The 15,346-nt window shown below is 35.1% G+C and carries 13 protein-coding genes and 1 pseudogene; 3 read left to right on the forward strand and 11 right to left on the reverse strand.

Annotated features, from left to right (window positions below; translation table 11 throughout):
* Positions 1–555: 555 nt before the first annotated feature.
* From BCR22_RS05015 to BCR22_RS05025, 3 genes and pseudogenes are all read right to left on the reverse strand, one after another.
* Positions 556–1,479 (reverse strand): annotated as a pseudogene (locus BCR22_RS05015) (DUF4822 domain-containing protein); the annotation flags it as partial.
* Between the two features lie 313 nt (positions 1,480–1,792).
* On the reverse strand, positions 1,793–3,712 hold the full coding sequence (locus BCR22_RS05020; protein WP_167351507.1) for a DUF1542 domain-containing protein: 1,920 nt from the start codon (positions 3,710–3,712) through the stop codon (positions 1,793–1,795).
* A gap of 728 nt (positions 3,713–4,440) precedes the next feature.
* On the reverse strand, positions 4,441–5,334 hold the full coding sequence (locus BCR22_RS05025) for an Ig-like domain-containing protein (RefSeq protein ID WP_141706536.1): 894 nt from the start codon (positions 5,332–5,334) through the stop codon (positions 4,441–4,443).
* Positions 5,335–5,681: 347 nt separating this feature from the next.
* On the opposite strand from BCR22_RS05025, the gene BCR22_RS05030 reads away from it, so the two are divergent.
* Positions 5,682–6,071, forward strand: coding sequence for a hypothetical protein (locus BCR22_RS05030; protein ID WP_069653891.1), 390 nt, complete (start codon positions 5,682–5,684; stop codon positions 6,069–6,071).
* 228 nt (positions 6,072–6,299) lie between these two features.
* Positions 6,300–6,698: a pyridoxamine 5'-phosphate oxidase family protein gene (locus tag BCR22_RS05035; protein WP_069653892.1), complete on the forward strand. Its 399-nt coding sequence runs from the start codon at positions 6,300–6,302 to the stop codon at positions 6,696–6,698.
* A 958-nt stretch (positions 6,699–7,656) separates the two neighbouring features.
* Here BCR22_RS05035 and BCR22_RS05040 read toward each other — a convergent pair.
* From BCR22_RS05040 to BCR22_RS05055, 4 genes are all read right to left on the reverse strand, one after another.
* On the reverse strand, positions 7,657–8,502 hold the full coding sequence (locus tag BCR22_RS05040; protein WP_069653893.1) for a VOC family protein: 846 nt from the start codon (positions 8,500–8,502) through the stop codon (positions 7,657–7,659).
* A 24-nt stretch (positions 8,503–8,526) separates the two neighbouring features.
* The gene (locus BCR22_RS05045; protein WP_069653894.1) at positions 8,527–9,123 is read right to left on the reverse strand and encodes a nitroreductase family protein; all 597 of its coding nucleotides are present in this window, start codon (positions 9,121–9,123) and stop codon (positions 8,527–8,529) included.
* Positions 9,124–9,284: 161 nt separating this feature from the next.
* Positions 9,285–9,650: a DUF1304 domain-containing protein gene (locus tag BCR22_RS05050; RefSeq protein WP_069653895.1), complete on the reverse strand. Its 366-nt coding sequence runs from the start codon at positions 9,648–9,650 to the stop codon at positions 9,285–9,287.
* Between the two features lie 11 nt (positions 9,651–9,661).
* Entirely contained in the window at positions 9,662–10,300 is a 639-nt protein-coding gene (locus BCR22_RS05055) for a nitroreductase family protein (RefSeq protein ID WP_069653896.1), read from the reverse strand.
* Between the two features lie 103 nt (positions 10,301–10,403).
* On the opposite strand from BCR22_RS05055, the gene BCR22_RS05060 reads away from it, so the two are divergent.
* Positions 10,404–10,712: an ArsR/SmtB family transcription factor gene (locus tag BCR22_RS05060; protein WP_069653897.1), complete on the forward strand. Its 309-nt coding sequence runs from the start codon at positions 10,404–10,406 to the stop codon at positions 10,710–10,712.
* 45 nt (positions 10,713–10,757) lie between these two features.
* Here BCR22_RS05060 and BCR22_RS05065 read toward each other — a convergent pair whose 3' ends face one another.
* The 4 genes from BCR22_RS05065 to BCR22_RS05080 all read right to left on the reverse strand — a co-directional run bounded on the left by BCR22_RS05065 (position 10,758) and on the right by BCR22_RS05080 (position 15,236).
* Positions 10,758–11,699, reverse strand: coding sequence for an NADP-dependent oxidoreductase (locus BCR22_RS05065; protein WP_069653898.1), 942 nt, complete (start codon positions 11,697–11,699; stop codon positions 10,758–10,760).
* A 194-nt stretch (positions 11,700–11,893) separates the two neighbouring features.
* Complete coding sequence (locus BCR22_RS05070) at positions 11,894–13,177, reverse strand: ABC transporter permease (protein ID WP_069653899.1); 1,284 nt, start codon at positions 13,175–13,177, stop codon at positions 11,894–11,896.
* Positions 13,178–13,858, reverse strand: coding sequence for an ABC transporter ATP-binding protein (locus tag BCR22_RS05075; protein WP_069653900.1), 681 nt, complete (start codon positions 13,856–13,858; stop codon positions 13,178–13,180).
* A gap of 247 nt (positions 13,859–14,105) precedes the next feature.
* Positions 14,106–15,236: a glycerate kinase family protein gene (locus BCR22_RS05080; protein WP_069653901.1), complete on the reverse strand. Its 1,131-nt coding sequence runs from the start codon at positions 15,234–15,236 to the stop codon at positions 14,106–14,108.
* Positions 15,237–15,346: the final 110 nt, after the last annotated feature.

The raw sequence follows: 15,346 nt of genomic DNA on the forward strand, positions 1-15,346 counted from the left end.
TACAAAAAAGATGCTGGTAATTTCTTACCAACATCAGAAATAGTAGGAATGAAAGGTATGCAACAATACTTCATCTTCCACTCATAACTCTTTATATTTTCGTTTCAGGATTTAAAAGTTTTTAAACGTAACACTTTGTTTATTTTTTTCAAAAGATATTGATACATTCTCATTGATCAAATACACATTTCCTATTTTTTTAGCTGTAGGATACATTTTTTTGAATGCATTCTCTTTTAAATTGTCGAAGTTAATAGTCATAGTATTACTTGTAGCCCCAGCAAAATAAACGTATTCAAATATATTATTTGTACTAATAAATCGTTGAACTTGTTGCGCATTCCCATAAATTCTTCTTGAATAAGACAGTCTTTCACCATCTAATATTTTTGCTACTTCGTCTGCTGTCATTGAACTCGATAAACCAGATAATGTATACGTATTTTTTTCAATAGCTTCTTTTACGATAGGATTCAATAATGGATTTTTGTTTTTACGATTAGTAAATTGAGTAACGTCAATTACGGTTTTATCTACTCCAGGCTCCTCTTCTCCGAAGGTAAAATCTAGTGGAAATTCACCTGTATAACGTTCATGTTCAACCGTAATTGGAATATCATTTCCTTGTGCATCTTTTCCTTGTCTTGTATAAGTGAAGCGTTGGTCATTTATTTCTGTTAATTCTAATTGTGCACCATAGTTCATTCCTAATGAAAGTGAGGCACGTACTTTATTGTCTCGTACAACATCGAAATAACCATAATCTCCTCTTGTTTGTCCAGTAGTTTTGTCAAAAAATTCGTAACGTCCTGTTTGATCATCATAGCGGGCTAATCCTAAATAACTTTGATTATAAGCTGAAACATCTCTACCTTCTTTGTCTAAAGCGACCGTTCCTTGCCAGATATGATCAGATAAAATTTTTCTACCTTCTTTTGAACGATCAATAGATCCAGTTTGTGTTGTCAATTCAGGTAATGTGGTTGTAAACTCTAATGCTCCTGCATATGGTACATGTTCTACGATTACCTTTCCATCTGAACCATCCGCTTGTTTTCCAGTTCTACTGTATGTAAACACATCATTATTTAGTTCCACCATATCTACTGCAACGTTATAGCCTAGTTCAGAAAAAAGAATTCTCTTCTTTCCATCCTGAGTAATAAAAAAGGTACCACGATCATTACGTGTTTGACCTGTTGTAGCATCAAAAAATTCATAATGATTGCTATTTGCATCGTACTTAGCTAGTCCAATAAAATTACTATTTTGACTAGTCACATCATTCCCCTGTTCATCAGTAACGATAGTTCCTTGCCAATTTGTTGAACCTAAAATCTCATTAGGATCTTTTTGTTGTAAACTATAGTTGATAGAATCAGAATAACCAGTTGCTAATGCTGTGTCAGCTTGCCCAACACTTAATAAGAGTGACGAAGAGAGTACGATGAATCCAGCGAAAAAAATTTTCTTTTTCATAAAATAACCTCCAATAATTAGTATACTATTAGTATACTTGTTAAATATAAACAAATTGTAAACAAAACATAAATAAATAATAAATTTTATTTATTTTATGAATAATCTAGATTATTTTATCTGAATACACTATCTTTTATTACGATAAGTCGAGAGCTTGATTCGAATTTAAGGACTATAGGAAAGAGGATGGGACATGACTTATGAGTCACACCCCACCCTTAAGAAATCCTAGCAAATGTTCTCTGAATTTTTTTTTATTTGTATAGGCTAAAACATACGCTTTATTCGTTCACTTATAGATAACAGATCATCATTTTTCCAGACTATTATTTTTTTGTATAACAGTTTTACTTTTTCTATAAGGAAAAAGTAATGATGCGCTTAAAGTTAGTAGGATCATACCCCAGAAATTAGGCCAAATTGTTTGATTTGTACCTGTATTAGGTAAAGTCGAAGAACCTAGATTATTTTTTGATTTTCTAGATTTATTTTCAACATTAGTATTTGGTACTGATTTTGCGTCATTCGTAACGGAATCACTTATGGGCTTCTTAGCCTCTTTTGGATCATCCAGACTAGTGCCTGGTTTATACTGATTCTTTACTAATATTCGTCCTTTACCTCCTGCTGAATGAATTGCATCCGCGGTTGTACTATTATCAATAGCATTTTTTGCTTTTTCTGTCTCTGAGTCCACTGCTGCTTTTTGATTTTCCTTTTCTTCTGTGATTAACGTTGGATCATTGTCAATCGCCGTTTTTGTGTCATTCGCAATGGAATCAATTTCGGCTTTCTTTACTGCTTTTTGATCGTCCAAGCTCGTTCCTGGTTTGTACTGATCTTTCACTACTGTTTTACCAGTTTCTCCTGCTGACTGAATTGTATCCGCGGTTGTGCTATTATCAATGGCATTTTTTGCTTTTTCAGCTTCTGAATCTACTGTTGTTTTTTGATTTTCCTTTTCTTCTGTTGTTAACGTTTTGTCATTGTCAATCGCCGTTTTTGTGTCATTCGCAATGGAATCAATTTCGGCTTTCTTTGCTGCTTTTTGATCGTCCAAGCTCGTTCCTGGTTTGTACTGATCTTTCACTACTGTTTTACCAGTTTCTCCTGCTGACTGAATTGCATCCGCGGTTGTACTATTATCAATGGCATTTTTTGCTTTTTCAGCTTCTGAGTCTACTGTTGTTTTTTGATTTTCCTTTTCTTCTGTTGTTAACGTTGGGTCATTGTCAATCGCCGTTTTTGTGTCATTCGCAATGGAATCAATTTCGGCTTTCTTTACTGCTTTTTGATCTAGTAATGAGTTCTTCTCTACAACTATCTCGGTCGAAGTTCCCTTTTGACCATTAGTTTCTGGTGTTGCTGTAACTATATCTCCTTCTTGAATTTCACTAGTTAAAGGAATTGTAAATGTTCCGTCTTGTCCGACCACACCTTCACCGACTATATTTCCCTCTTTATCTGACACTATAATTTTGTCGCCTACTACACCTGTGCCAATAATAACCGTATCACCTTCTTGTAACTTATCTATCGTTGGTTTGTGGGATTCAGCATCAAATGCATAAATATAACTAACTATATTTTGACTATCATCTTGAGAAATTTGCACTTGATCTATCTTTGGATCTTGTATTAATGTATATCCAGGAATTTCAATAGGTTCCCCTACAATACTGTACGTTTCAATTGTATCGAAACCTTCTTTGGTCAATGTAGGATAAAGTGTATTTCCTTGTTCATCTTGGTATCGTATCTCAATGGTCTTTTTCTTTGGTATATATCTTGCATACAGTTGGCCAAATGGGCTAGATACCCCTATCCCTCCAAAATTTTCAACACCAGTTTGAAATGTCCGGCTATTTTGATATACTTTTACAAAAGGATCGCCAACATTACTGGTTAATATATATGAAAAAGTAGTCCCATTATCCCCTATGCTGATTGCTGCATCATCTATCACAATTTCAGTACCATCAGTGGGGATAGCTACTCTGTTGGTTATAATCCCTGTATCAACGGTTAGTTTTGCCCCAAATAACGTTCCGGTAGATTTTTCAACCTCTATTATAAAAAGATTATTTTCATCACTTGTGTAGCGATTATAATTAGCATCTATCGTTATATAATTATCAGTATCAGGATCTAAATATTTTTCATATTGAGTTCCTGTACCTTTGTCTGTAATAATCAATTCTTGGGGTATTTCTTCAGCATAGACAATCATTTCATTAGCTCCTACTAAATGAAAATCAGCAGTACTTGTTCCTAGGAAAGTGACTGTGAATAAGGCTAATGATACTATCCAAATTTTTTTTCTTTTTCTTTGTTTATATCTAACTTTACTATTACATAATTCAATTTCTTTTATTTCTTCAATTTTTTTCATGTCAGAATTTATAAATTTCTAACTTTTCCATTGCTTATATTGCCTCACTTATCAGCCTTGTTAGCTCTTCCATTATTTGAAATTAACGAAAAAAATAGATTTTTAAATAAGTGAACTATGAACTAATAAATAATACTATTTCTTTATTTTTTCTATATCTAATGAACCCTTATCTTCTGATATTTGTGAATATACCAATGTTTTTTAATACAGAATAATAGAAACCATACAAAAGCAAAGAGTTAATGAATTGCAAGATTCAAAAAAACATTAACTAAGAAAATCGGCGTCAAACCCGCTTTCCGTTATCTGAATGCTTGCTTAGGATTCACTCGCTTTTTGTTAATTGTCCCAGATTTAAGAAGATATAAGGTAAATAAGCCAACAAACAAATTTTATTCTCATAATATTAAAAAAATAGAAGACCGAAAATCGTAAAAGGATTTTCAGTCTTCTATTTTTTTGTCTCAAAACTTATGCTCCAAGCTCTTCATATTAATTGGTTTAATTCTTTGAACTTTCTTAAATCTTAAATAACCTAAGTTCACGGGGCTATGCTTTTTTAACTATTTTGCTTCAAAATCTGATTTTCTGTATAGAATTATACTTAGTATAAATATAATCAACAGTAACCCAACACAATACAGAAATAGATCGTCTTTTTCACCCATCTTTGGTAATACATATCTTTCTTTACCTTGGTTTGAATTAGAATATTTCGCGTCACTTACCACTTGATTGCCTTCTGTCGGTTGGTTGATCACTGGTTTGTGGGCTTCTGGATCAAATGGTTTTTCTGCTACTACTGTTGTGCCTGGTGTTCCTTTTTGTCCATCTGTTTCTGGCGTTCCAGTAATCGTTTCTCCTTTTTCTAAGGGGCGATTGACTGGGATTTCAAATTTTCCATTTCCATCTACAGTCCCAGTTTCTAGCTCGTTGCCGTTTCCGTCTGTAATGACGATGGTATCTCCTGGTACGCCTGTTCCACTTACCACTTGATCTCCCTCTGTTGGTTGGTTGATCACTGGTTTGTGTTCATCCGCATCAAATGGAACCTCAAAAGTATTTGGACCATTCCAATATCCTGCTTGATTTGAGTTATCCTTACTTAACCTGAAGTAAACTGGTATTCCAGCATTCTCTTTGTTACTTAAAAAATTTACTAATTCTGGTACTGATTCCTTTGGTAAACCAAAATTGGAATTTTCATTTACGATGTCAGTTCTTACAGGCACACTATAAGTTTCAATTTTCCCTGTATTTGCATAATATATTTCTAATGTTTTTTTAGAGTAAAATTCACTAGCATCTGTATTATCCGGAAAAACCGCAACCTCAGTTTTACTATTATAAATATTATATAGAAATCCACTGACTAATATATCGTAATGATAATCATGAATTTTATTTCCCATTGAAGGTGCCGGATAAGAGATATTTGGCGTTACACTCTCTGCCAAAACCTCTTTTACATTTCCAAAAAAGAAACTTATAAAACCTATAAAATAAAAAATTTTTTTAAATATTAACAGTTTATTTTTACTTAATTTAGCGAACAAAAAAATCAAACCTTTCTAAATTCTATATTTGCAAGCATCATATCTTAGGAAGCATTTAAAACCAAATGATTTGCAAAAGAAAAAAATGAAAATAGTATAGATTTTGAGTTTCCCCTACCTTATTTTTCATTTCTCTATCCAAAAAAAATTTTTTACCAGTTTTAAAACTAGTATTAAAGGTTATCTAGATTTCTTCCACTTGTATTTTTTTTAATTAAAATAGATATATTTTTTTAAGAAGTGTTTGTTTGTGTTGGGAAAAAATTTTTGATATTGCGAAAAATCTAGAGGTTAGTAAAGATGTTATTAAGTATCAAAAAAAATTTATTGATAAAAATGAGATTATGTATGAAAATGGACACGTCCTTATTTCAGATAATGGTGTCGATTTAATTAAAAAAAAAATTAAAAAAAGTAAATATAATGATAGTTTTGAAAAATATACTCGACTGAAATTAAAATCCATCGAGGATGAACTAAAGTTGATTGGTGAATCAATAACACATACTCAAACGGACTTAGGTTTATTAGAGCAAATACGTCAAGAATTGAACGAAGATTTTTCTTTCTTGGTACTGTCAGAAGGAAGGTATCATTGTATGGGCAGATTGGCGTTGGAAATTTGTAAGATTAAATGATCTATTAGATTTTTTAAAACAGAAATAACTATCATTATTGAGATTGACTACTCCTTATATGTCTTAGAGAAAGGGTGGATACACACAATCTAAATTGATAGTTAAGATCTAACAGACGTCTGCCTCTCTTCGGACCCTATATAAATTAAAAATATCTTTTAATTTATATAGGGTCTTTTTTTCCCTTTTTTTCTATGTTAAAATTACGATTCATATGGAGGGAAAACTATGGTAACTGCAGAAACTATTTTAGAACATACACACGCATATGGTATTTCCACAATTAACGAGAATGGATTTCCAAAAACGTTGATTTTGCAATCGATTATGAGCCGATTCAGTTTTGTAACCTTGTATTTTTATTTAGATAAAAATACTGATATTGTCAAAGATATACAAGCCAATCCAAAAGCGGCAATAGCTTGTTATGCTGAATTTGATGCTGGATATGTCACAACGCTTAACTTAAAAGGTACATTTACACTAGTTGAACTAGATGATGTTACAAATATATCGGAAGATTACAAGAGATATGATTCTAACTTGAGCTATGAGAATCCGTGTATTTTATTATTTGAAACACTAAGTTTTGATATAGAAAAAATAAAAAAATATAGTGGTAAATAAGGCTCTATATTTTCTGATGTTGGTGAGCAATCATCGACATCTTTTTTTATGCAAACTAATAGAAAGAATACCAAGATTTTTACAGAACTGAGCTTCATAAAATCAATTAAAATAAGAAATTCCTTAGGTCATTCTCAAATCACTTACCCATTGCTTTTTTCAATCTTATCCTATCTTTTGTCATTCCTTAGATAAAACAAAACTCTAAATTTATACTGAATGAGCATACATTCTTCACTAATCAACGGATTAAACACATTCAACAAAAGAAAACTTTCACTGGGGAAAAATAATTTAACATAAAACTAGTTCACCCCATCTAATCCATACTTAAAGATCGATTCATTGCAATTCGTATTCTATACCATCAATAATCTATTTTGGATTTACTAAAATTTTACTAGGAAAATCCCCTATATAAGCAATAGAAAATCAATATTTATGAAAAACAAACTTCTAAAAATACAATTGATGAGTATGTTATCTTCTCAAACCAACGGATTAGACAAATCTATAATAGGAATCTTCCACTGGGGAAAAATAATTTAATCTGAATAAGCACTTACAGATTTATAAAAAAACTTAAAGTAAAAAAGTCCTTTTCCTATAAAAATTTCCCTAGTAAAATACCTAGAAAAACTACGCATTATTTAGTCATTATTAAACCTAATTATTCTTGGATAACAGCGTAAAAGAAGTCTGCGTATATAAAAGAACTCAAAAGCTGAAGAATCTCTTCAAAAGTCTTTCTTACCCGCTTTGTTTCTATTGAACTATTCTGCATCTAACAGTGTGTTAATGGAATTTCTAACTATACTAACTCTAAGCAAATTAGCAAAAATACTGTGATAGAAAAAAATTTCTCAACGCAATTCTCATTTCTTCTATCTTAATAAGTCACGACTAAATCAAACCGCAATGAAAAAAGCCAACCTCCATTAAGAAGTTGACTCTCCAGTTAATACTCAAACTTAATCTGCATCCCATTTGGATCTTGTATCATTACTTGCTCATTTACCGTCACATATTCAACAGATGTTTCATCAAGTTGTTTGTTAAAAAGCTGAAACGCTTCTTTAGATGGCAACTGGAATGTATACCACGCCAAGCCCAACTGATTTTCACCAATTAGAGCCACATGTTCACCATTCCAAGTGTTCGTCCCAATATGATGATGGTACTCGCCTGCTGCGAAGAATTTCGCACGTCTGCCAAAATTAGATTTCAACGAAAAACCAAGTTTTTCGTAAAACGTCTCCGTCTCCTCTAAATCTGCAACCTGTAGATGAACATGCCCGATTCTTGATCCAGGTGCCATACCTAACCATTTTCCATCCGCTGCTGCAACAACAGCGTCTCCATCTAGCTCTTCCGTCACACCGATGATTTCTCCATCTTTACGAATGTCCCATTCAGTCATCGGCTTATCACGATAGATTTCAATGCCGTTCCCTTCTGGGTCAGCTAAATATATCGCTTCACTGTAACCATGATCAGCCGCGCCAATTTCACTATTGTTTTGTAGTAGCCACACTAAGCTATTGCCTAGATCTTTACGCGAAGGTAAGAGAAAAGCCGTATGGTACAATCCCGTCGTTTTATCTTTTACCATAGGATCAACAAGTTCTTCCAACACAACGATTGCCTCCGAAGAATCTTGTGCACCTAAGAAAGCTGTCTTTAGTTCTTTTTTAAGTAAAACAAGTCCAATCATCTGTGTATAAAATTCTGTCATTTTCTCCAGATTTTGTACGTTCAATTTCACTTGTTTTACAATCGTTTCTTTAGGTAGTGTGACCGCCATGCTTCTCTCCTCCATTTGCGTTAATCAGTTAAATTCTAGGAAACGTGCGCTATCTTCCATGTATTCTTTTTCGCCAGCTTCGGCTTCGATTGAACCGAAAACAAGTTGCGCTCTTAATTTCCAGCTGCTTGGAATTGACCATTCGTTTGCTACTGCTTCATCGATGACTGGATTATAATGTTGTAAGTTTGCACCAATGTTTTCTTGCGCCAATGCAGTCCAAACATTTGCTTGTGTTAAACCACTTGCTTGTTCTGACCATACTGGAAAGTTGTCTGCATATAATGCAAATTGTTCTTGTAGATTTTTTACAATATCCATATCTTCAAAGAAAAGCAATGTACCTGTTCCAGCTGCAAAACTTTGTAATTTAGCTTGTGTATTTGGGAAAGCTTCTGCTGGTGTTAAAGGTTTCAACGCTTCTTCTGTGATTGACCATAATTTTTTATGTGCATCACCGAATAAGAAAACCACACGTTGTGTTTGTGAGTTAAATGCTGTTGGGCTTTCTCTCACTACTTCTTTGACTAACGCTTTGATTTCTTCTTGTGATTGAGGAAGTTTATTTCCTAGAGAGTAGATTGAACGACGTTTTTTTAATGCTTGAGTAAATTCTGTCATGTGTATTGCTCCTTTTCGATTCGAATTCTTTTTTGATTACTTTCATAGTATAACCTCTTACTAAAAGTAAGTAAAGGGTTTTGACTTACTTTTTATAAGTTTTTTTAAAATGAAAAATAAAAAGCCTAAGACAATGGATTTTGTCTCAAACTTTTCTTTGATTATTTAAAAATCATTAATGCTAGTAACGTGATAATTGCTGGTACACCTTGTTTCAATAGAATTGATTTCGAAGAGGTCATTCCCCCGTAAACTGCGGCCACAATCACACACACAATAAAAAATGTAACAACACTCCAACTATTTGAAGCAAAAAAGGCGCCCCATAAAATTCCTGTTGCTAAAAACCCATTATACAATCCTTGATTTTTAAAAAGAATTTGTACTCGGGGATCTTCTAAAAATTCTTGTTCTAATCCAAATGAACGTTGTGCTGCAGGTGAAGTTGTCTGAAACATTTCTAGGTACACTATATAATAATGTTCAATTGCAACAATAACGGCTAACACAAAGGGAATGATTTGCATGCTTGGTCCTCCTATTTCCAGGTTGTGATATCAGTTGCTGGCAGTCGATACGAAGGGTAACCTTCTTCATTTGCTTTACCAATTGAAACGATCATGACCGGATAGTAACGTTCTTTATCCATTCCCAAGGCTTCTGCAATTTTTTCACGTTCGAACCCACCGATTGGATTTGTATCATATCCATAAGCACGCGCAACAAGCATTAGGTTCATTCCCGCTAAAGCACCGTCGATAATCGCCATTTCTTTTTTATCTTCTGTCGACATTTGCTCAAATAAAGGACTCAATACTTCTAGTTGGCGGTCTTTGACTTCTTGTGGCATTAGGTTTTGTTCAACAGCAGTACCATAAATTTTTTCTGCGTGTTCAAAACTGTTTAGATCGCCAAAAATCACGATCATTGCAGCGGATGTTTCATTTTGCAATTTATTAAAACGAACAAGTGGTGCTAAGGCTTCTTTTCCTTCATCACTTTCAACCACAGTAAAACGCCAAGGTTGCATATTGACAGAAGAAGGTGCTTTAACCGTATCATTAATGATTTGCTCCATCTCTTCGCGCTTGATTTTAACTGTCGGATCATAATGACGAATTGATCTTCTCCCTTTCATGATCGTATCAAAATTATTTTCTTTATATGTGTTTTCCATAATATCCCTCATTTCTTCCTTTTGTTCGATTTTTTTCGAACATTAAAAATATAGCACGCTCTCAGCAATATGTAAAGTAGAATGTTTGTGTTATAATCTGTTTATGAAAAATAAATCGACCGACAACCAGGATCCTGTTCTTCAAGCGCTACAAGCAGTCAGTGACCCAATCCGTTTGAATATCCTTACTTGCTTGTTACTTGATGGTGAAAAACGGATTACCTCAGAAAAATACAATATTGTAAAATCCACTTTATCTCACCATATAAAATTGCTTAAGGATGCTCAGCTGATTCAAGAAATCAAGCTAGGAACAACCAAAACATATGTGTTAAATCAAGAATACATCCAGCAAGAATTACCTGGCTTACTTGAATTGATTCGCTTTAGAGCAGGAAATACCACCAAATAAACCGTCCTCAACATTTTTCTTTGCTGAGGACGGTTTGTTGTGTAGTTAGTCCGCCATTTTAATGACAATTTTTCCCACTGCATGGTGGGTTTCGCTTAATGCATGTGCATCGTAAACACCTTGTCTAGAAAAAGGAAATACTTCTCCGATCACTGACACTACTTTGCCTGAAGCCATTAATTCTGCAATTTCTTGTAATTGTTTTCCATTCGTTTGAAGCCAGATGCTTTCTGCTTTGATATTTTTTTCTTTCGCCACTTCTTCATCTGCAATCCCAACAATTGAAATCAAGCGTCCTGTGTTTGGTTTTAGTACCGAAAAACTAGCTTTTTGAATCTCTCCGCCCATTGTATCAAAGACTACATCGATATCGCTTAAGACTTCTGCGAAATTGGTCGTATGATAATCAATCACTTCATCTGCACCTAATTTTTTGAGTAGTTCATGATTTTTTTCACTCGCTGTTGTAATAACGTACGCCCCCGCTTGTTTCGCTAATTGGATCGCGTACGTTCCTACACCCCCAGCACCTGCGTGAATCAACACCTTTTCGCCTTTTTGAAGTTTTCCATGGTCAAATAGTGCTTGTAATGCCGTTAAACCCGCTAAAGGAACAGCTGCTGCTTCTTCAAACGAGATATTTTCAGGAATTTTCGCTAATAAATGGTCATCAACAATTGTTTCTTCTGCATACGTACCAAATCGGGTTGTTTCTGGACGAGCGAAAACTTTATCGCCGACTTTCCAATCCGTCACGCCACTACCGACTTCTGTGATAACACCTGCAACATCCCAGCCTAAAATGATTGGAAATGGCCAGTCAAACATTTGTTTTAAATAGCCTTCTCTCAATTTCCAGTCGATTGGATTGATAGAGGTTGCATGCTCTTTAACAAGTACTTGGTTTTCTGTTAATTCAGGTAAGGTCACGTCTTGTTCAATTAATTCATCTTTGCTACCGTATTGATTAATCACTACTGCTTTCATATTTATAATTCCTCCGTCTTTAAATTAAAATGTGAACTTAGTATACTCCTTCTTTTTCATTTAGGTAAAAAATATGCTTACAAAAAATGGGTGTGAGACAAAAGTAAAAAATCACTTTTGTTTCACACCCTAAATGGGAATAAACGCTGGGAGCAGAAGCAATCCCTTCTGCCCCAGCCTCAGTAATGTAACTCTTATTCATAACGCAATGATTCAATTGGGTCTAATTTAGCTGCTCTTCTAGCTGGCAAAGTTCCTGCAAGGAATGCGATACCCATGATTACTAGAATAATAACAGCAGATGAAGAAGCCGAGAATTGAATCAGCGTAAAGCCTGACAAGGATTCTAAGAATGAATCCGCTGCGACTTGATTTATCAATGCACCTGCACCAACAGCTCCTAAAATACCTAGAAGTGAACCTAAAAATCCAATCAAAGCCGCTTCTACACTGAAGATCGTGAAGACTTTCCCACTGCTAAGTCCCATCGCTTTCATTAAACCGATTTCTCTAGTCCGTTCTTGCACGGACATGTACAATGTATTGATGATCCCAAAGCTAGCAGCTAGTAATGCAATCGCCCCAAACATCGTTAAGACGCCTGTGATCGCATTGATCACATTACGAATCATACCAATTTGGTCTTCAACTGTTTGTCCCATGTAGCCTGCTTTGTCCAAACGTTCTTTTACATCTGCGATTTCTGATTTGGTTACATCTTTGCTCATTTCACCCATAATCAAACCGTATTGACCGGTCATCGCTGCTGGTAATCCTTCTTCGTTGATTTTTGAAATTTCATCAACAAGAGCACGGTTCATTAAAGACATTCCGCCTTGGATCAAGCTCGTATTACGCACCCCAACGATAGTCGCTTCGACTACTTTTTCTTCTCCAGTAGCCGCAGAAGGTGCTGCAATTTTCACCGTTTTACCGATTGCATCTTCACTTGATTTATACCCTAAAGATTTCACGTATTCTGGTGCTAAATTGAGTTGTAATTCTGAACTTTTTTGATCTAGTTCTTTCCCTGCTTCAAGGTCTACATTTATTTCTTCTACCATTGGCATTCCTGAAAACACATATTTTTCATTGTTTTCTCCTGTAATGTAAGTAGTTGAAACAGATTTCATTGCTTCTGCGCTTTTGATACCATCAATCTTTCTGATTTTTTCGAGGTCTTTGCTATCTAACGCTTCTTGTTGTTGCATTGAGCTTGTTTTTTTCGTTTCATCATACTTTTGTGGTTCACCGTCTTCACTAGTTCCTCCAGTCATTTTAGGCTGGATCATGATTTGATTTTGGCCGCCAACACTTCCGACTTGTTTGTCGATGTAATCATTAACCCCAATATTGACACCCGTTGTTAGTGAAATGGTAAATGCACCTATAAAAATAGCTACGATCGTTAGAATCGTTCGCCCTTTATTACGCATTAAATTGGAACTGGCTGATTTTAAAATATCACTAAATTTCATCTACTCATCCCCTCCTACAATTAATCCATCACGCACATGAATTTGTCGATCACAGCGTGCTGCAAGGTCTGGATCATGAGTGACAATAATCAGCGTGATCCCTTTTTCTTTGTTCAAATCAAATAACAGCTGTTCAATCTTATCCCCTGTTGTTGAATCTAGATTTCCTGTCGGCTCGTCTGCAAAAATAATTTTAGGATTGTTTACCAACGCACGTGCAATACAGACTCGTTGTTTTTGACCACCGGATAAATTATTGGCTTTGTTGTTGATTTTATCGTCTAATTCCACAGCTTTCAGTGCTTCAAGCGCCATTTCTTTGCGTTTGCCATTTGAAATGCCACCGATTTTTAGCGGTAACATCACGTTATTTAACACAGTATCTTTTGGATTCATAAAAAATTGCTGAAACACAAAACCAAATTGTTTATTTCTAGTTTTGTCTAATTCTTTTTTACTGATACTTGTTACGTTTTGATCATTTAATAAAATTTCTCCAGAAGTTGGTTTATCTAATAATGCTAAAATATGCATAAATGTTGATTTACCTGATCCACTTTTACCGATGATCGCAACGGATTCACCTTCTTCAATTTTTAGATCCACGCCTTTTAATGCATCAAATTTTGATTCATTGCGGCCGTAACTTTTCTTTATACCTCTTGCTTCGATTACAGACATGTTTTCCCCTCCACTGATTCTCATTCTACGCTACCTACAAAATTGTGTTTAACTGATTGTTCGACCTTTCACCATTTATCCTCCTACTTCTCTTATCATTTTGAAGGAATACACCGTCCTTGTCATGGTACTTAAGACCTATATTTGACGAACTTAAGGCGGAGATAAAAAAAAAACGGATGTGGGACAAAAGGAAAAATCACTTTTGTCTCACATCCTAAATGCGAATAAACGACGGGAACACTTTTCAGGTAAGTGATTTCTCCATTAGAGTCAAGAGTTGCACTGTACGCCTAGCAGCATTCGCTAAATTACTTTCTGCATTATTCATCGCTTCCTCCAATGTTGTTATTCGATCGACCATTGGCACAATCACCGAAATACCTTCTTCTCGAAAAAGCTGTTGATCTCCAGTAAAGCTTCCCACAAACGCCACAACTGGAACCTTATATTTTTTTGCGATCCGTCCAATACCAATAGGAACTTTCCCTTGTAAACTTTGGTTGTCCATTTTCCCTTCACCCGTAATCACTAAATCAGCTGTTCTGATCGCTTCCTCTAAGTTTGTTTGTTCTGAAATAAAGGCAAAACCTGATTGAACCACGCCTTTTAAGAACACCCTGATTGCAAAACCAAGTCCCCCAGCTGCACCATCTCCGGCTACAGAAAGTCTTGTTCCGTAAACTTTTTCCTGATAGTGCTTCATTCCATTTTCATACTGAGCCAATTCATTTTCAGCCACTCCTTTTTGTTGGCCAAACATATAAACAGCCCCATTTTCACCTAGTAATGGACTCGTGACATCTGATGCACTATAAAATGAGGTATTTGCTAGACGTGAATCTAAATGTTGTACAGAAAAATGATCAATGGCCGCTACATTGCTTCCTTTAGCAGATAACAACTGATTGTCTTGATCAAAAAACTCAACGCCTAAAGCACTTAGTAATCCGATACCGCCATCTATTGTCCCTGTTCCGCCTAAGCCGATGATAATTGTTTTAGCCCCTTGATTTAAGGCTGCTAAAATCAATTCTCCAGTACCATATGTGGAGGTATTGAGTGGATGGGTCGCCAGTGTACCATCTAAATATTGAATCCCCGAAGCCGCAGCAGATTCGATCACAGCTATCTTTTCGGTACTAAACCAACCAAATTCAACAGTCACGATTTGACCGTCTAAAGCGTGTACTTCTGCTGGGATTTTCTCACCATCACCATTTTTGATCACCGCTGCAACTGTCCCCTCACCACCATCTGCAATGGCAATGGCTTTGACTAGATGTCCTTGCTCGGAAAAGACTTTGGTAACAATTTGATTTGCTTCAATACTAGATAAGGATCCTTTCATAGAATCAATCGCTGTTACAACATTCATTGTCGTTCCTCCTTCTTTCCGTGTAGCCTATCGTCTTTATTTTACCATCCTTTGACTTTGGCTACTCGTAATCTTGTCACAAAAAAACTAAGACAATCATTGCCTTAGCT

Origin of the sequence: Enterococcus plantarum, from assembly GCF_001730295.1 — a bacterium.
GTDB lineage: Bacteria > Bacillota > Bacilli > Lactobacillales > Enterococcaceae > Enterococcus_L > Enterococcus_L plantarum.

Coding starts and splice junctions, on each gene's coding strand:
- BCR22_RS05020 (WP_167351507.1), bottom strand. CDS start 3,712: ATGATTGTCTATGCTGAAGAAATACCCCAAGAATTGATTATTACAGAC.
- BCR22_RS05035 (WP_069653892.1), top strand. CDS start 6,300: ATGGTAACTGCAGAAACTATTTTAGAACATACACACGCATATGGTATT.
- BCR22_RS05040 (WP_069653893.1), bottom strand. CDS start 8,502: ATGGCGGTCACACTACCTAAAGAAACGATTGTAAAACAAGTGAAATTG.
- BCR22_RS05045 (WP_069653894.1), bottom strand. CDS start 9,123: ATGACAGAATTTACTCAAGCATTAAAAAAACGTCGTTCAATCTACTCT.
- BCR22_RS05050 (WP_069653895.1), bottom strand. CDS start 9,650: ATGCAAATCATTCCCTTTGTGTTAGCCGTTATTGTTGCAATTGAACAT.
- BCR22_RS05055 (WP_069653896.1), bottom strand. CDS start 10,300: ATGGAAAACACATATAAAGAAAATAATTTTGATACGATCATGAAAGGG.
- BCR22_RS05060 (WP_069653897.1), top strand. CDS start 10,404: ATGAAAAATAAATCGACCGACAACCAGGATCCTGTTCTTCAAGCGCTA.
- BCR22_RS05065 (WP_069653898.1), bottom strand. CDS start 11,699: ATGAAAGCAGTAGTGATTAATCAATACGGTAGCAAAGATGAATTAATT.
- BCR22_RS05070 (WP_069653899.1), bottom strand. CDS start 13,177: ATGAAATTTAGTGATATTTTAAAATCAGCCAGTTCCAATTTAATGCGT.
- BCR22_RS05075 (WP_069653900.1), bottom strand. CDS start 13,858: ATGTCTGTAATCGAAGCAAGAGGTATAAAGAAAAGTTACGGCCGCAAT.
- BCR22_RS05080 (WP_069653901.1), bottom strand. CDS start 15,236: ATGAATGTTGTAACAGCGATTGATTCTATGAAAGGATCCTTATCTAGT.